Annotated in this window: 19 protein-coding genes; 4 read left to right on the top strand and 15 right to left on the bottom strand. The window is 52.0% G+C overall.

What is annotated here, in order from left to right:
• The first annotated feature begins 352 nt into the window (after positions 1–352).
• Entirely contained in the window at positions 353–670 is a 318-nt protein-coding gene (locus ORD20_RS02605; protein WP_430626492.1) for a deoxycytidylate deaminase, read from the top strand.
• 355 nt (positions 671–1,025) lie between these two features.
• On the opposite strand, the gene ORD20_RS02600 is transcribed toward ORD20_RS02605, so the two are convergent.
• Positions 1,026–1,511 (bottom strand): GNAT family N-acetyltransferase, encoded by a 486-nt coding sequence (locus ORD20_RS02600; RefSeq protein WP_242968605.1) that lies wholly within the window; start codon positions 1,509–1,511, stop codon positions 1,026–1,028.
• 35 nt (positions 1,512–1,546) lie between these two features.
• The gene (locus ORD20_RS02595; protein ID WP_242968606.1) at positions 1,547–2,125 is read right to left on the bottom strand and encodes a hypothetical protein; all 579 of its coding nucleotides are present in this window, start codon (positions 2,123–2,125) and stop codon (positions 1,547–1,549) included.
• 312 nt (positions 2,126–2,437) lie between these two features.
• Here ORD20_RS02595 and ORD20_RS02590 point away from each other — a divergent pair, with 312 nt between their 5' ends.
• Positions 2,438–3,052, top strand: a complete 615-nt coding sequence (locus ORD20_RS02590; RefSeq protein WP_103376315.1) for a hypothetical protein — start codon at positions 2,438–2,440, stop codon at positions 3,050–3,052.
• Positions 3,053–3,319: 267 nt separating this feature from the next.
• Positions 3,320–3,550, top strand: a complete 231-nt coding sequence (locus ORD20_RS02585; RefSeq protein WP_103376316.1) for a DUF2249 domain-containing protein — start codon at positions 3,320–3,322, stop codon at positions 3,548–3,550.
• A gap of 123 nt (positions 3,551–3,673) precedes the next feature.
• Here ORD20_RS02585 and ORD20_RS02580 read toward each other — a convergent pair whose 3' ends face one another.
• From ORD20_RS02580 to ureA, 10 genes are all read right to left on the bottom strand, one after another.
• The gene (locus ORD20_RS02580) at positions 3,674–4,066 is read right to left on the bottom strand and encodes a phosphate-starvation-inducible PsiE family protein (RefSeq protein WP_103376317.1); all 393 of its coding nucleotides are present in this window, start codon (positions 4,064–4,066) and stop codon (positions 3,674–3,676) included.
• Positions 4,067–4,271: 205 nt separating this feature from the next.
• Entirely contained in the window at positions 4,272–5,555 is a 1,284-nt protein-coding gene (locus tag ORD20_RS02575; RefSeq protein WP_207654687.1) for an MFS transporter, read from the bottom strand.
• A gap of 127 nt (positions 5,556–5,682) precedes the next feature.
• Positions 5,683–6,555: an acyl-ACP desaturase gene (locus ORD20_RS02570; protein WP_103376318.1), complete on the bottom strand. Its 873-nt coding sequence runs from the start codon at positions 6,553–6,555 to the stop codon at positions 5,683–5,685.
• 257 nt (positions 6,556–6,812) lie between these two features.
• On the bottom strand, positions 6,813–7,655 hold the full coding sequence (locus tag ORD20_RS02565; RefSeq protein WP_103376319.1) for an urease accessory protein UreD: 843 nt from the start codon (positions 7,653–7,655) through the stop codon (positions 6,813–6,815).
• Positions 7,645–8,271 carry an urease accessory protein UreG gene (gene ureG, locus ORD20_RS02560; protein ID WP_103376320.1) on the bottom strand — a complete coding sequence of 209 codons (627 nt, stop codon included), beginning with the start codon at positions 8,269–8,271 and terminating at the stop codon, positions 7,645–7,647. The genes ORD20_RS02565 and ureG overlap by 11 nt, the downstream gene beginning before the upstream one ends.
• 71 nt (positions 8,272–8,342) lie before the next feature.
• A complete protein-coding gene (locus ORD20_RS02555) occupies positions 8,343–9,035 on the bottom strand; it encodes an urease accessory protein UreF (protein ID WP_103376321.1) in 693 nt (230 codons plus the stop codon).
• The gene (locus ORD20_RS02550; RefSeq protein ID WP_103376322.1) at positions 9,025–9,489 is read right to left on the bottom strand and encodes an urease accessory protein UreE; all 465 of its coding nucleotides are present in this window, start codon (positions 9,487–9,489) and stop codon (positions 9,025–9,027) included. Before ORD20_RS02550 ends, ORD20_RS02555 begins: the two co-directional genes overlap by 11 nt.
• A gap of 23 nt (positions 9,490–9,512) precedes the next feature.
• Positions 9,513–11,228, bottom strand: a complete 1,716-nt coding sequence (gene ureC / locus ORD20_RS02545) for an urease subunit alpha (RefSeq protein ID WP_103376323.1) — start codon at positions 11,226–11,228, stop codon at positions 9,513–9,515.
• Positions 11,225–11,599 (bottom strand): urease subunit beta, encoded by a 375-nt coding sequence (locus ORD20_RS02540; RefSeq protein ID WP_103376324.1) that lies wholly within the window; start codon positions 11,597–11,599, stop codon positions 11,225–11,227. Before ORD20_RS02540 ends, ureC begins: the two co-directional genes overlap by 4 nt.
• The gene (gene ureA, locus ORD20_RS02535; protein ID WP_103376325.1) at positions 11,596–11,919 is read right to left on the bottom strand and encodes an urease subunit gamma; all 324 of its coding nucleotides are present in this window, start codon (positions 11,917–11,919) and stop codon (positions 11,596–11,598) included. Before ureA ends, ORD20_RS02540 begins: the two co-directional genes overlap by 4 nt.
• Before the next feature lie 148 nt (positions 11,920–12,067).
• Between ureA and ORD20_RS02530 the strand changes: the two genes are divergently transcribed.
• On the top strand, positions 12,068–13,585 hold the full coding sequence (locus ORD20_RS02530; RefSeq protein WP_103376326.1) for a phytoene desaturase family protein: 1,518 nt from the start codon (positions 12,068–12,070) through the stop codon (positions 13,583–13,585).
• Between the two features lie 66 nt (positions 13,586–13,651).
• Here ORD20_RS02530 and surE read toward each other — a convergent pair whose 3' ends face one another.
• From surE to ORD20_RS02515, 3 genes are all read right to left on the bottom strand, one after another.
• Positions 13,652–14,407 (bottom strand): 5'/3'-nucleotidase SurE, encoded by a 756-nt coding sequence (surE, locus tag ORD20_RS02525; RefSeq protein WP_158246352.1) that lies wholly within the window; start codon positions 14,405–14,407, stop codon positions 13,652–13,654.
• 93 nt (positions 14,408–14,500) lie between these two features.
• Positions 14,501–15,148 carry a winged helix-turn-helix domain-containing protein gene (locus tag ORD20_RS02520; protein ID WP_146039084.1) on the bottom strand — a complete coding sequence of 216 codons (648 nt, stop codon included), beginning with the start codon at positions 15,146–15,148 and terminating at the stop codon, positions 14,501–14,503.
• Between the two features lie 307 nt (positions 15,149–15,455).
• Positions 15,456–15,800 carry a hypothetical protein gene (locus ORD20_RS02515; RefSeq protein WP_103376329.1) on the bottom strand — a complete coding sequence of 115 codons (345 nt, stop codon included), beginning with the start codon at positions 15,798–15,800 and terminating at the stop codon, positions 15,456–15,458.
• Positions 15,801–16,086 lie beyond the last annotated feature (286 nt).

Here is a 16,086-nt window from a genome sequence, read left to right as displayed (position 1 = left end):
GAACCACATCCTTCACCTTAGTATAATGAAAATTGTAGTGTGGTGAATAATAAACACATAATTCTAACGCACATTTATTGTACTTATAGGTTAGCTAGTATTTTCCCTAGTGAACCATCTATTCAAAATTCCCTCAACCTCTACGCACCTTTGTCTAATCGATACCATTTTGCTTTCCCAAACGTTCCCAAAGACACCGTGGGTAGCAAAATCACCCCTCCTATAGTGCGGTAAATGGCAAAAGGCTGCCATGCCCCTCTATTGGGAGAAATCCTGCAACACCTATACCAAAAGGTGTGATGCCAAGCGCGAAATCTAGACGCATGGTATCTGGTAGCGATACAATGCCTCTATGACAGAGAAAAAGCCTTTAAGGGCAGGCGGAAACGAACGCGTCTCGTGGACGGAATATTTTGGGACACTGAGCGAATTTGTGGCCACGCGCTCGACGTGTCCTCGCCGTGCTGTGGGTGCTGTGTTAGTGCGAGATCACCGCGTTATTGCCACCGGTTACAATGGGGCTCCCTCGGGAGAGCCCCACTGTCTCGACGTCGGCTGTCTTATCGAAAACAATCACTGTGTACGTACAATTCATGCGGAATTGAATGCGCTGTTACAATGCGCTCGCTACGGCATTGCCACCGAAGGTGCATCGATCCCTCTGGACTAGGCACCAGACTTTGTCTCATGTTCGGCATTTCCCCGGCATTTCGACCGCACTGATGAGTAAATGCGGCACACCTCCGCAAGGTGCGCGATTTCAATGTCGCGGGCCTCGATTTGGCTTTCTAGCCGTTTTTGGTACGCTAAACACTGCTCGAGTTGGGCTTTATATTGGCGCACGCTCTGTTCATAACTGTCATAAAGAGCGGTTTGCGACTGCCGGCACGGCATCTTTGTTTTTTTACAGTCCGATTAGAATGACACTACAGCATGTACGGTCAAGTCTTGACTGCTCCATTGTAGCCATGAGCCCACAACACAAGGCTTGCGCAAACAACAGCAACAGCGCAGCAACTCCTCCCCTACAAGGATTTTTCCAATTCCCACTCATCGTGAATGGGAATCCCGTATTGGCCCACAAGCGGAATACTTGGTTTGATGCGCCGCGCTTGATCAATGGCTCCCGTATGGATCCCCGTTAAGCGGTACCCACGGCGCTGATAAAAACGTAGCGCATCCACATTGTCATTCGATGTGATGAGCCATACTTTGCGGACTGCTCGCCGGCGCAAGGATGATTCCAGCGTTTGCAGCAGTGCACTGCCGATACCACGGAGCCTGGTTGTGGCATTAAGACTCAAGATTTCCGCCCGGTCTTCTTCAACATGATATGCGGCTAGACCCACGCGCTCGCTCCCATCCCACGCTATCAGCTGCTCAAGGTCCGTTAAGCGATACGAGCGGCCTTGTGACACCATGACCGTCCCGCCCCATTCCTTGCTCCACAAATCCATTGCCCATGCCATATCCTGAGATATGCTAGGCGTTTTCACGACAATGTCCGCCACCCTACCGTTTGCTCCTTTTTGGGGTGAGAATACCGTTAGCCGGCGCCCATACTCCAGGCGATGCCAAGCCCCACGCCAAAGGTACTAACCATGCCTACCAGTACACTCGGATGAAAGCCTGATAGCACCACGTTAATTAATAGCAACAAAAGCGCCCAGCGGACGGCCCCTTGATAATTGTACCGGGCCATGACATAAACATAAGCGCCTGCCAACCCAAACACGGACAATGCCGCAGCCCCTGCCCCCATGACCGTCATTACGGTAGCACCGATAATTCCGGACCCAAAAAACACCGCCACATATTGCCACGGCTTTAACACCTGCTCGAGCTCCGACCCAATAAGCCATACAAACAGCCCGTCAAGAAGCAGTCCTAACAAACTGCCAGGCAAAATGGTCGAGAGCACAATAAAACCTATGCGCCCCCCGTAGACAGACACATCAAAAATCCAACCCGGAAAGAAATTTTGAATTCCCCAGCCCACAACCAGCAACCCGATAATCACGAAGGTGACGGGGGTCCCTTGTCCTCGGCGCGTACTGCGATCACGCCGCAGCATTTCCCGGCGACGGTCGCGCCAGAATTTCTGGGCCTCTCGGTCCATTCCCATCAGCCTAGACCCTCCCTCATCGCGAACGATTCCTACTCTTTTCCTAACGGTAGCAGATTTTGGCCGTTCCTGCAGGAACGTTTGCTGGCATAGCTTAAAGTCTATCGCCGGGATATGCCCTCCAAACCAGAAAACCTCTTTCATCACAACATAGGCTACTCCGTGTCCATCAGAATCCCTCCCAACGAACCGATTCGTTCGAGTGATAACACTCCACCGGAGTCGAGAAAAAATAGGCCGTATTGTCGTCTTTTATTTTAGGTTATTTTAGAATAACTTGTTATTAAAAGATGTCTGAGGAGTGATTCGCCTATGCAACCCATTTATTACGGCTGGGACGCCGCCAAAGAACACGATCAAGAGGTCGGACACCAACTATTTGACCGTCATGCCACAACGAAACGAACTGTGGAGAAGCTAGCAGATGGTATTCGTACCCTGACGACATCTACCGATCCGGTCACCGTAGCCCTATTGCATGACCATGTGCTGGCAATGGAAGAACGCATGCGCAAAGGACTCGTCATGCGCCGTTGGGATCCGTTTTTTCCCGAACTTTTCCGGTACGCAGACGAAATCAATCAACGCGTAGAACCACGCCCTGAGGGCATTCTCGTCGAAGCTCATTCGCGCAACCCTTATGTTGTCCAACTTTTGTACCGACACGCCGAGGCCGTCACAGATTTTGCCAAGCGGGGCTGGGAAGCAGCAAGAGAACCTCATCAACTTCCGCCAAAGCCCACATCGTCCCTGTCCACTCCCCTATCACAAGACGCCCCCATGCCCACCAACCGTCGTTCAGCAGACGATTCCCGGCCATTGCTGAACGACCAAAGCCAAAGCCCGTCGGCTGTATATCCACAACAATGCCGGGGCCAAGGAGGCCATAGACGCGGACGCCATGGCCCCAGCAACGTCTGGCGCTAGAGAGAATCCACGGCAAGCACCCTGTCATCCCCAAGTTCACGTGCGTGTCATTTCCTCATCAAAAGGACATCATAAGGCTATCCTTGTACACTACGCCTTTCGGACGGCCTTGTCACACACCTTTCTTGTATGAGGTCAATACAAATCGTACGGATAGGTGATATGCGATGGGGCGCTTTAGCAGGTAAGGTAAGGACAAGTAAAGAGATTTTCTTGCACTAGCTTCAATTTAGCTTCTGCTTGACTATTGCAAAGGAGTGAGACAACATGAAACTATTAGATCTGAAGGGCTTACCGGCTAGTGAGCGGCGCCCACGGATTGCGGAAGCGGTCAAGGATCTAGAACCCGGAGAATTGGCCATGATTGTCATTGCGCACGAGGATTTTTGGGGAGCCATTCCCAAAACGATTGAAGGATTTTCGGATCAAGTGAAGTTCGAATCGATTACATTCGAAAACGATTACAACACGTTTAACGTCCTCGTGTTCAAGAAATAGCAAGCCAAACACACGACGCCAAACGCTTAGCCTAGGCGTTTGGCGTCGTGTCACCTTATCGATTCACCCCAGACATGGTCATATCAAGAACGAACAGCGTAGAGCCACGCTTGACACCCGGTCTTATACCGTAGGTGATTTGTCGCGGGCTTCTTGGCTCTCTGCTTTCGTACGGGCTGCCACGATAGCCCACGCCATCCACACGATCACAAACAGCGTGGTGAGGGCTCCACTCGCCCAGAGGCTAGAAATACTCGGATGGTCTGTGACCGTTAACAGCACCAGCAAGTGGCGGGCAGAGGCTAACGATAGCAAAATGATAATCAATTCGGGACGAAGATGGTGTGTTGATTGCATGACGCGAGCGGTGTGAGCCAGCTCGGCGAAGAGGAACGCTAGCATTAACGGATCAACACTGGTATGCAAAGCGCCTAATAAGTGGGGATACGAGGTCACCCACTGCCAAATCGCCGTTCCAATTGCTAAGGCTGTCGCCAAGGTAAACGCTAAAGTCATTGTTCCCCATAACCACGATTCAAATTGACAGCGTATGAGCGCCCCTCCTTTAAAATCATAACGTTCTTTGATGATACAATAGATACTTCCGGCGACACAACGTGCCGAACCGCGGTCTTTTTATCCCACACAAGAGACCCAGCTCGTATGTCGTTCGCGCTAAGCGTTTACGCGGGGCTTCTTTTAAAGGCAATAGAGGCGAATCTCAGGCACTTTCTGCCACCAGGGTTTGCCTACGGTACGCCAACAAGAAACCCAACGCTGCGATTAACAACACGACAGGCAGTCCGCCAAGCAAAATCCGAAATCCCCAAATTGCCCGCGCACTTTGGATAGTGCGCCGGGAATCAAATCCACTGACGGCGAAGAACAGCGCCATGATGGCATATTGCACGGATAATCCAATCCGTACAATGAAGCCATTCATGCCTAAATACATACCCTCTCGGCGCTGACCGGTTTGTTTCGCATCATAGTCAATAACGTCGGCTAACAGCACATTTAGCAAGACAAGAAATCCTGATATCGACAGCCCCAAAATCACTCCCGTACCAATGACGGCGCTCGGAGAGTGGTCAAACAAAAATGAGAGCAATGTGAGTGCACACAATGCCGTACTGAGAAGGGTCGCAGTCGCATTGGAGAAGCGATTAGCGATTTTAGCCCACAAAAACGACACAGGAATCGCCACAACAAAAATTGCGCCCATAAAAAGGCTATACTGCAAGGGAGACAAGGGCACCACATACTTCGTGTAAAAGGCTGCAATCGTCGTCAGCATGGTGGTGACCAGTTGAATCAAAAAGCTAGCCACCACATAAAAGACAAATTGACGATTTGAGAAGGTGGCCCGTATCGCATCCTTAAAAGCCAACGCGGGCACAGCCCGATATGCAGGATCTTCAAAACTGCCGAAAAGGGCGAGATATACGGAAGAACTGCCCAGCAATCCAAACGCCAACGCCATGGCTCCCCACCCAATGAGTTGGCCTAAAGACTTGGACAACGCAACCCCTAAAATGAGACCCACAATTCCAAAGACCTGCGACAAAGCCGAGACAAAATTACGTTGGTGCGACTCTTGATACATTTCGGGAAACAAGGCCATGATGTTGAGTGTTGTGACGGTAAAAAAGAAATCAAAGAGAAAGGTCAATGTCAAAAAATAATAAATCAATGTCGTAACCCCCAGCCGAGGCGGGCTAAACAGAAAATAAAAGGCGAGTCCAAAGGGCAATGCGGACACCAGCACATAAGGAATACGGCGCCCCCACCGCGTCGTCGTGCGGTCACTCAGGTAGCCGGCAAACAAATTGAAAAATGCGTTAATAATTCCAAAAGCAATCAAGCCGAGCGATAAAGCGGCGCCCGGCACGTTCAACACGGTGACATAATAAAATACCGCCACCGTATTGAACGCTTGCCACAATAAATTTACGCCAAGTTGGTTGCTGCTGTAAAAAATCATTTTCCACATTGGCACCCGCACGACCTACGCCACCTTATTCCCGCACTGAACAGCTCTTGGATATCAGCATAGCGAACTTGCTAGCGTTTGTCTTTGAAAAAAACGGGGTGGTACACGAAAGGTCACCCTACGTGACCCCTGTGCGGATTTAATCCATTGCAGGCGCTTGACGCCCTGCGAGACGCTGAAGCTTCACAAGATATTGATCGAGTGTCCGCCTTGCTTCACGAGTTCCTGCCGACACATCATAATGGAGCACTCCCCAAAATTCGAGAACCACTTTCAGGACATTTTGGTAATACGCGTAGATGCCGTAATTCGCGTACTTTGCAATGACGTGCAGGCGCTGGCGAAAATTGGGCATACCAAATCCGGGCATGACAAACTTCGGAATGATACGACACACGGTGGCAATCCGAGACGGGTCGTCATCAATATAAGCCTTTGCCGCATCCCGGTAAAAGGCATAATGGAGCGTCTCGTCTTTCGCAATCACACGGAGGATCTTTGATAACACTGGATCTTGACTCTCGGCAGCCCGTGCTAAGTTGAGATAAAAAACACGGGTGGCTAATTCCTGCAAGCTCGTATAGACCATTACCGCAAATGGATCCCCTTCGTCGTTTTGCCACCCGTTACTAATCACATTTTTGCGGACTTGGTCCCGCGCTTCAGGCTCCCCATTACGACTCAGCAAGAGATAGACATCTAATATCCGTCCATGCTGGTCCTCTTCGCGCGTCCATGTATGAACGAATGCCTTTAACGCGGACGGAGCTTGAGCAAACACCGCCTTAAGGCCCGCCGTAAACCATGGCAAATTAATCTCCGTCAACATGGCGGTTTCAACAGCAACCGTCAATTCAGGACTAATCGTTCCTTGATTCGGGCTCCACGGATGCTCATTAAAATTTTTCCCACGTTCCCACGGCAAAAGGTTGTGATATCCCCAGTCCACCTTGTTGCTAAGTTCTAGATGACGTTGATACAAGGTGTCTAGAGTACTCTCAAGATGACTCACGATCTTTCGCCCCTTTGGAATTTTTCCTACTTTACCACATCGGGCGTTAGAAGTCATTACCGTGTTCATGAGCTCCGTTTACCCCAGAGCTTTCAGCTCAAAGGGCAGACGATCAGGGTATGGATTTACGGAGAACTGTGCGCCCAAAAGCCCTGGCCCCCACCGAAGAAGCACTGGGACGAATCATTCTACAGAACGTTCTGATCGTTCAAACGTCTATTTTTGGAAGGAATTAAGGTCCAACCTCTCGTTTTTACTCACTGCCATTGTCCACCTTGTCCCAGCAGCATAAAAGGTTCTCCCATTTCAGGCCACGCCACCCTTTTCATAACCGCTATTAAATGTCTCTCCACCGTCGCCCCGTCGTCCGCCAACATGCGCCACAGCATGCCTCCCGCAATGGGAGAGGCACCCCAATAAATCTCCTGATTTTCTTGACGCTTTGCTAACGGATTATCTCCGTATGGTCCAGGCAAGATATCGGCCTGCGGTAACGCCGTCGTAACGCCGTTTGCCTTCCATCCCACCGCTAAGAGCTCGCCCCAAGCCTGAAAGGATCCCCAGTAGCCCTGCTGTTGAAGACGGACCCTGGCCGGTTCAAAAACTTGACGCGAATGATAGCTCGGCCATAGAGCCCCGTCTTGATGCACGGTCACGGTGCTGCTAAACGACTGGAATCCAAAGGCCTCACCCGAAGCAATCCGCCCTGCGACGATCTGTTCTCCCGTCATCAACCGACTCCGCTCTCCCACCGTACATACCATTGTCTGGCTATAATTAGCGTCTTTAAACGGAATAAAAAGCCCTGGGACCATCACGAGAGTTGCGTGGTCTTTGACATGAATTCGTCGGTCGTGACGTCCTGATCCATCAGGCATACTGAAAATCTTAGTCGCGGCTTGCTGGACCACAACAAGTTGGGCGCCCGGTTCCACCGTGATTTCTGTTTCCCAATGGTCGTCCTCCAAGATGCCCCCCAGTTCTGCCGCCACGACATAGGCCGGATCACGCTGTCGCAAAACAAATAGATGAAGCGGAGGCTCCGCGTACACCTCCACTCGGTCGGGGAAGGCGTGAATCCATTGCCGATTAGTCCCCACCTACAGCGCCATCCAATCCGGTAAAGAGTGCATCGCGTTTGACAATTCTCAAGAGTTCCCAAAACCCGTCCCCGGTTTTAAGGTTGGTCAAGACGTAAGGCTTGTGACGCATGCGCTCGGTGTCTGCACGCATCACCTCAAGCCGTGCTCCCACGAACGGGGCCAAATCTGTCTTGTTAATGACTAAGAGATCCGATTTTTGAATACCCGGTCCTCCCTTACGCGGCAATTTCTCTCCAGCCGCCACATCTATGACATAAATGACAAAATCGGCCAATTCGGGACTAAAGGTCGCGGCCAAGTTATCGCCGCCACTCTCAATGAGGAGAATGTCGAGATCTGGAAACAGGGCACACAAATCATCCATCGCATCTAAATTCACCGATGCATCTTCGCGAATCGCCGTATGGGGGCATCCCCCCGTTTCCACACCCCTTATCCTGTCTGAAGGCAATACTCCACTTTCCACTAAAATCCGTTCGTCCTCGCGGGTATAAATATCATTCGTGATAACAGCCACGCTATACTCCTCTTTCAACGCCCGCGCCAACCATTCTACGACCGTTGTTTTCCCCGACCCTACTGGTCCCGCCACGCCAATCCGCACAGGCTTCATGCCACCGCCTCCTTTGATTAACAACTCCGCCTGGCAGGGCGGACATTTTCACACAAACGGACTTAACGGCCTTAGGAGCGAAATAGACGGGAATACAATCCCTGATGACGCATGCCGGCAATTTCCCACATCGGCATATGATTACAAAGGTCATCCAGTGTAGTGTTTTGAACAGCCTGCAGGGCTGTGAATGCCACAGGCCGCAAGTGATGCAACATCCGTTGGCCCGCCGACTGACCCAAGGGGATTAGACGCACCAGTGCCTGCACCATGCCTGACAGAGAGAAATAGGCGTATCCTGTTAATGTCGCACGTTCCCCCCACCCTCTCACTCGGCCTAGAAGTGCAATTATGACTGCAGCGTTACCCAGCTCTTTGTAAACCCGCGTTAAATTTCGGTAGGCTTGCAGTTCCCTACTGTCTAACAACGCAGCCGCTTCTTGCAAAATCCGGCGTCCCGTTAATAAAGACCCTTCCCGGGATTCTTGACTAGCCCGGCTTGCACTCAACACCCCATCGATGGACGCTACCTCCTCCACAAGCGCATTATCATGCCCCCGCCATACCTGGGTTGCCGCGAGAGCATCTGTCCAAGCCCAGCTATCCTCAAGAACTTTTCTCAGATACTCCATCCAGCAATCCTCCCCGGAAACCCACCCTTCTTGCACAATCGTCTCCAACCCAAAAGAGTGGGCAAATGTCCCCGAGGGGAACAAGCCATCGAGAAATTGCAACATTTCCCAGAGGTGATGTTCAGAGGGCATGGCGATGCCCGCTCCGACTTCTGGTCGCAAAGCCCCGCGGCAAAATCCGTTCTTCTTGACGACACGAAACCTTCAGCGCGTGCGCTAATGCCCGCAAGCTTTCTTCCGGTGGCGCTAGCACCGTGTGCCCCTCCACCAAACACGGCTGGTGCAAATTGCCGATGTGATAACACAAAGTTCCCATTTCCTCAAACGTCTTGGGTTCCATAACCCACACCGCAACTGGCTGCATCCGCGCCACAATTTGATAGTGCCCATCATCATAAAGAACATCGTGATGGCCAATGGTCGTAAAGCGAGGTAAATCGACGAGCAGTAAGCGGCCTTGTTCTGTCTCTTTCTTCCAACGCAATTTGTCGCACAGCTCTACATCAATGTCCACCCAATCAATGGTTTTCTCCGTCTGATGCTCCTCATATATCCCAATCACGGCGGTCACCGATACGGGTTCCATAGACCTGTCTCCTCTCCCCAAGCTCAGAATAAGAAATACCGCTGCGCTAAAGGTAAAGCGGCGGCCGGTTTGGACGTCACACGCTCGCCATCCACATAGACGCGGTACGTTTCGGGATCTACGCGAATATCTGGAGTTTCGTGATTAAGAACCATGTCCCGCTTCGAAATCGCACGACAATGTTGGACAGGATACAAGGGGCGCTGTAAGTCATAGGATTGGACTTGGCCGCTATCAAACGCCGTGCGAGATACAAACGTCCATGCCAAGTGAGACGGCGCCGACCCTTGGGCCGCAAACATTTCCCGCATCAATACCGGCTCAACCGTGGGCACTGAGGCATTCGCATCCCCCATCATGGCCGCCACAATGAGTCCTCCTTTGATAACCAAAGACGGTTTTACGCCAAAAAACGCCGGATGCCATAACACTAAATCGGCCCATTTGCCAACCTCGACCGAACCGACGAGTTCCGCAATCCCATGGGTTATCGCGGGATTTATCGTATATTTCGCCAGGTAGCGGCGAATTCTCCAATTATCGCTCTCGCCATCATCTTCTCTTAAAGAACCCCGTTCCTCTTTCATCTTGTGCGCGGTTTGCCATGTTCGCAAAATGACTTCCCCGATCCGGCCCATGGCCATGGAATCAGACGAAATCATGGACAAGACCCCCAAGTCATGCAACACATCTTCCGCCGCAATGGTTTCGCCGCGAATCCGGGAATCTGCAAACGCCACATCTTCACGTAACCGCGGGTCCAAATGGTGGCACACCATCAACATATCCAGATGCTCTGCAAGGGTATTCACGGTATAAGGACGTGTAGGGTTTGTTGATGACGGCAACACATTGGCAAATGCGGCGACGCGCAATATATCCGGTGCATGGCCACCTCCTGCGCCTTCGGTGTGATACGTATGAATCGTACGGCCGCCTATAGCGTCCAGTGTCCGCTCGACAAACCCCGCTTCATTGAGCGTATCCGTATGAATTGTGACTTGGACATCGTATGCATCGGCAACCGTTAGACACGTGTCAATAGCTCGGGGCGTAGTGCCCCAATCTTCATGAAGTTTTAAGCCAATCGCCCCGGCTTGCACCTGCTCCACTAAGGGGTTTGGAAACGCAGCATTGCCCTTTCCCGTCAACCCGACGTTAACCGGGACATTACGCAAAGCTTGAAGCATCCGCTCGATATTCCATGGGCCTGGCGTGGCCGTCGTCGCATTCGTGCCTGTAGCTGGTCCCGTACCGCCACCAATAAGCGTTGTCAGACCGGACATAAGGGCTTGACGAGCCAGTGTGGGAGTAATCCAATGGACATGGCTATCAATACCGCCCGCGGTAAGAATCAGCCCTTCCGCTGAAATCACTTCCGTGCCTGGGCCTATCACGAGAGCGGGATGGACGCCGCCCATGATGTCCGGATTTCCAGACTTCCCTAAGGCAACAATTCTTCCGTTTTTGATGCCCACATCGGCTTTGACAATGCCCCAAGTATCCATAACAACAACATTGGTGATAACCAGATCGGGCGCACCCTCCGCCGATGTTTTCCATCCGGATTGGCCCATGCCATCGCGCACCACCTTACCTCCACCAAATTTGGCTTCATCACCCGGCACAGTCCAATCCGCCTCAACTTTGGCCCACAAATTCGTATCCGCCAACCGGATGCGGTCTCCGGTTGACGGACCATAGGCATGGGCATAGTGCTGGCGGCTCATGCGGCTCATTGGCTTTCCCCCATAAACCCCTGTTTGCGCGCAGCTTCCAATGCCGCCTTACGGACAAGGGGATCGTCCAACGACCCTTCCGTCAACCCATTGAGCCCAAAAATCCGACGAGCGCCTCCAATAGGGATCAGTGATACCTCTTGACTTGTTCCCGGCTCAAAGCGCACCGCAGTTCCCGCCGGTATGTCTAAGCGCATTCCAAAAGCTGTTGGGCGATCAAAGGCTAAAGCGGCATTGACCTCAAAAAAGTGAAAATGCGAGCCCACCTGCACAGGACGATCACCCCGGTTACTTACCGACAATACGACGGGATCGTTGTCCCCATTGATGACCCGCTGACCCTCGCCATAGCAAATCTCGCCAGGAATCATTTTGCCGCCTCCTTGGTCGCTCGAATGGGCTGGTGCACGGTCACCAGTTTAGAGCCATCGGGAAATGTCGCTTCAATTTGCACACTGTCCACCATTTCAGGCACCCCTTCCATGACCTGGCCCCTGTTTAGTAAGGTAGCGCCATAAGACATCAACTCTGGAACGCTCATACCGTCGCGCGCTCCTTCCATCAATGCCGCAGCAATATACGCAACGGCTTCGGGATAATTGAGGCGAAGACCTCGTTCTAGTCGCCGAGCCGCCAAGTCACCGGCCACGACAATCATCAACTTTTCTTGCTCGCTGGGACTTAGCAGCATGCCTTCCCCTCCTAATGCGCGCATTATATCAATCAATTCCAACAAATCTCTTGTTCCGCCTGCTAAAAATTTAGTGAACCACAGCCGTTTTTTATTAAATTGATGCCCGCAGTATAATAAAATGGTCAAACGACAGGAGCGATAACATTTGGTCAAACGAAGCGTCGGCATTATTGGCGGAGGGCTCGCAGGCCTGACAGCTGCCGCTTTTCTCACGCAAGAAGGTTGGTCCGTGGACGTCTTCGAACGCGCCGACGCCCCCGGAGGATGCGCCAGCGATTATCTTTTAGGGGGATGCCGGTTTCCAACCGGGGCGACTATTGCCTTTGGGCTTGAGGAGCATGGAGCGTTACAAAAACTGCTGACCGCTTTGGACATTAACGTGACGGCGCATGTCTTGCACCACCCCTTAGATATTGTGTTAGCTGATCGTGCCGTGGGCATTTATACTGAGACCTCTGTGCAAACGCAAGAATGGCAACAAAAATTCCCGTCCATTGCCCCACAAATATCTCGTCTCTTTCATCAAAGCCAGCTCATCGCCGATAGCCTATACGCATTAGCCAAGGTGCAATGGTCTTGGCCACTTAGCTCTTGGCATGACGTGTGGATAGCCGCAAGCACCCTATGGCAATATCCGCGGTCTTGGTGGGGCCTGGCTCGTTATTTCACCCAGCCTTGGCGTAGCCTGTTGTCGACTTATCACCTGTATCCTCCCAAGACGCCCGACCAACAAGCCTTTATGCAAATGCTGGACGCCTTATTAATCGATAGTATCCAAACCACCAGCGAAAACGCATCGGCACTCATGGCATCCCTCGCTTTGGATATGTATCGCCGGGGAAGTTACACGATAACTGGCGGCCTTCGCACGCTTGCAGACGCTTTAGTACAACGCATTGAGAGATCGGGCGGGCGTTTGCATTACCGCAGCATCGTCAAAATGTGTCGCTGGGACGAATCGTTAAAGCAGTGGTCTATCAGTACCGGTCCTCAAGAGCCCAACGAGTGTTCCGACGTGATTAATGCCACCGGGCGTCCGTTACCCGGGCCGTCCGCTCACGTGACGCACACCCCTTGGTCGCCCATGACCCCATCTACCGGGGCCTTTCGCGTTGATGGGGTCATAGCGCGTCGCCACTTGCCTATGCCGTTGGCCTCCCATTTGCCCCGTTCATTTCAAATCGTATTGCCTGATATAACAGGCCGCCCCTCTTATTTGCATGGGGCCGTCTACCTGACGTTCCATCACAACTTGTGCTCTAATGCTCAAGACATTTTGTGGACAGCAACAGCCCATACAGCCGTACAGTATTGGCACCCTCGGTTGCCAAGGTCCGTTTACCACGCCCGCAAAGAGCAAGCGGCGGCGCAGGTCATGGCCGCATGCGACCGGGTCCTGCCTCATCTCGCAGCGCTTTCCAGCGCGGTCTATGTCGCCACCCCTGTTACCTATTACCGCTTTCTCCATAAGCACGGCGTCGGTGGCATCCCGCTGACGGCCCAACAATTGCTTCATATCGCAGGGTCACGTACCGCCCACCCCCATCTCTATCAAGCCGGGGATACGGTATTTCCGGGTCCTGGCACCCTCTCTGCCGTGTTAAGCGGATTCTTAGCCGCCCAGAACGTCGTAGGCCACCGAATCCGCTTGCGTTCTTCCTAAAATACTTATAGGCACTAAAAAAGCCGCCCCAAGGCGGCTGAGGTGGATCCTCACCGTGATAAAATCCTATCCGTTAGATACATCCCAGTTATCGTCGGAGAATGGGGCAGCATCATCTTGAGTTGCGTGAAGAGCAGTGACGGATATCAAGCCCTCGGCGACCGCCTCACGGTCACCTAAAATCCCAGGCACACGAAGCGGGCCTTCATCCACCCACTCATACTCAATACGGTCCCCTAACAGACTCGGCTGAATATTCATTACCCGCATCGTGACCGGCCGTGCATCTAAGGCCGTCCACCGCCACTGTTTGGTTGCAGCTTCGGGAAGATTAATGTTGAGGTAGGTTCCTGGGCGACTTGCCGCATACGCAATCCAGTCGTCCAAATGCCGCGCAATCATGGGAGCAACATGATCCCAACTACAATGCTGCGAAGCCGAAAATGCTATAGCAGGAACACCATGCGCCGCAGCCTCACGTGCCGCCGCCACAGTCGCTGATGTCATCACATGCCTTCCCAAGTTCCACCCGAGATTAATCCCTGACAGGACACACAATGGACTTCTGTCGAAATACGACGACAGCCCCAATCGTACACAATCCACGGGCGTCCCTTTCACCGCAAACCAGCGCTGATCGCCTCGGCTAGCTATCCGGCGGACATGAAGATCCCCAAAACTAATTGAATGCGCTCGGCCGCTATGATTTTCTTCCGGTGCAATCACATACGTTTGAAATCGCGCCCCGGTTGCAATCTCTGCGAGTAGCTCAATGCCCATGGACTGATATCCGTCATCATTCGTGACAATAATGCGCTCCACGTTAGGGCCCCCTTTGGTATGCGAAAACGTTAAGACCTTTTGCGGTTCGAGTACAGTGTGGCAAGACCGCATTAAAGGCACGCGTCCATCGGATTAATCTCTCGTGATGATTGCGTTAAAAGACGATGCTTCATGCATTTCACACGGCACAAATAGATACCCATGACGCCTAATGGTCTCGACGTGTTCTTCCCCTAAGGCCCGCCGAATTTGATACACTGCGGCCTTCGTGGTGGCTTCCGTCCATAATGGCCAGCCAATTTCCAAAGACATCTGGTTGATATTGTCTAACGTCGCTGGAATACCAGGCCGCTGGCCAAGAAGCGCGAGCAGTTCTGCAGCTCGCCATGGTAGCGCAAGTTCCATACCATGATGCCAAACTTTACGGTGTTTGGCATCGAGCACAATGCACCCCACAGACTCTGGCGTACAGAAAAGACTCGACGAGGACGGATTGCCCAAGGGCACCCAGCGACGCTGTTCATATTCCACGAGCAGAAAAAGATTGATAGACGTCATCCAGCTATGGGCTAAAATTGCGGACAACCACGCGACATCATCAAACCACGTCAACTCCAAGGCCAATGCGTCCACTACGCCGTCACGCAAAGCATCAAAAATTTGGTTGACGGAAACCAACTCTCTCCACCGCACCGGACACGAAACATCACACTTCCATTGCGCTGGGTTTTGGGCCACAATGCCTACGATCTGCAGTCGAGCATCCCTCCTTCGTCCCACCGCCTTGTGGAAATGACAGCTTTGGGCAAGATACTGACCGAATAACGACATCTCAAATTATTGCGCCACGACGTTAAGGTCGAGTGTTGGGCACATGAAGAATCGGTTAACATCTGGTTACTTCTTGGTGAACCATGTTGTCCGTGGATACGGTAAGCACGAGGGAAAAAGACGCGCAAAAACCAAAAAGCGCCGCTCGTCATTGTGCGGCGTTCTAAAATGAGTGAACCGTAGAGCTTTATCCCCGAGGCTCTTTCTAGGCCACGTCACGGCAAGACTATGGTGACTATCCCCCTAGGATGTTGGCTTAAGAACTTGGAGGTAACAATGCAATGGTCAATTCACCGTGTGCCCTAAACCCCTGCACGACGCCTAATTCGGCTCCTTGAGGCGGTCGGCGCCGCAGAAACTGCAAATGTTTCCACGCAATGCCACGGACTACCATCCCCTCTTGGGACAAAACAGCCCGCACCGATTCCGCACTATCACGGTCCTCAAAAAGGGGGATCACCGTATGCCCTGCTTGATACACGGTCCAAAATTGGCCCGTCAGCTGCCCGTCATGCGTGGCCATGATGGCCCAATAGGGTTCTCCTAACGTGGTGTCATCGGGAAGAACCATCGAAAGTAATCGCGACATATCGGGTTGCACAAGACAGCCTCCTCTTCGTCCATTTCGCCCTATCTTACCACACCTTGTAAAATTCTCTCGGAAGTTCAGAGTCTCGTATAACTCCTTTCGACTAATCGCTTTTGAAGTTTTAACTTTACGTTCTTATTTGAACAAGTCCTTAAGTCTTTAATACATAACGCTCAATAACGCTGAACTTTCTCGTTTTTGCACACTCCTACCGACCGGTTTATCCATCGCGTTATCCCTTGTTGTGCCTTATAACTATACTATTTAACTCAGTTTAAACTCACTCGATTATCACGCG

This window comes from Sulfobacillus thermotolerans (assembly GCF_039623705.1).
GTDB classification, from domain to species: domain Bacteria; phylum Bacillota; class Sulfobacillia; order Sulfobacillales; family Sulfobacillaceae; genus Sulfobacillus; species Sulfobacillus thermotolerans.
Note: the sequence above shows the minus strand (reverse complement) of the source record. Positions and strands in the feature narration are given on the sequence as shown.

Bases quoted from the DNA above. Each gene is read 5' to 3' on its own strand.
- ORD20_RS02590 (WP_103376315.1), top strand. From the start codon at position 2,438: ATGCAACCCATTTATTACGGCTGGGACGCCGCCAAAGAACACGATCAA.
- ureG (WP_103376320.1), bottom strand. From the start codon at position 8,271: ATGAAGCCTGTGCGGATTGGCGTGGCGGGACCAGTAGGGTCGGGGAAA.
- ORD20_RS02555 (WP_103376321.1), bottom strand. From the start codon at position 9,035: ATGCCCTCTGAACATCACCTCTGGGAAATGTTGCAATTTCTCGATGGC.
- ureA (WP_103376325.1), bottom strand. From the start codon at position 11,919: ATGCTGCTAAGTCCCAGCGAGCAAGAAAAGTTGATGATTGTCGTGGCC.
- ORD20_RS02580 (WP_103376317.1), bottom strand. From the start codon at position 4,066: ATGACTTTAGCGTTTACCTTGGCGACAGCCTTAGCAATTGGAACGGCG.
- ORD20_RS02605 (WP_430626492.1), top strand. From the start codon at position 353: ATGACAGAGAAAAAGCCTTTAAGGGCAGGCGGAAACGAACGCGTCTCG.
- ORD20_RS02540 (WP_103376324.1), bottom strand. From the start codon at position 11,599: ATGATTCCTGGCGAGATTTGCTATGGCGAGGGTCAGCGGGTCATCAAT.
- ORD20_RS02595 (WP_242968606.1), bottom strand. From the start codon at position 2,125: ATGGGAATGGACCGAGAGGCCCAGAAATTCTGGCGCGACCGTCGCCGG.
- ORD20_RS02585 (WP_103376316.1), top strand. From the start codon at position 3,320: ATGAAACTATTAGATCTGAAGGGCTTACCGGCTAGTGAGCGGCGCCCA.
- ORD20_RS02550 (WP_103376322.1), bottom strand. From the start codon at position 9,489: ATGGAACCCGTATCGGTGACCGCCGTGATTGGGATATATGAGGAGCAT.
- ureC (WP_103376323.1), bottom strand. From the start codon at position 11,228: ATGAGCCGCATGAGCCGCCAGCACTATGCCCATGCCTATGGTCCGTCA.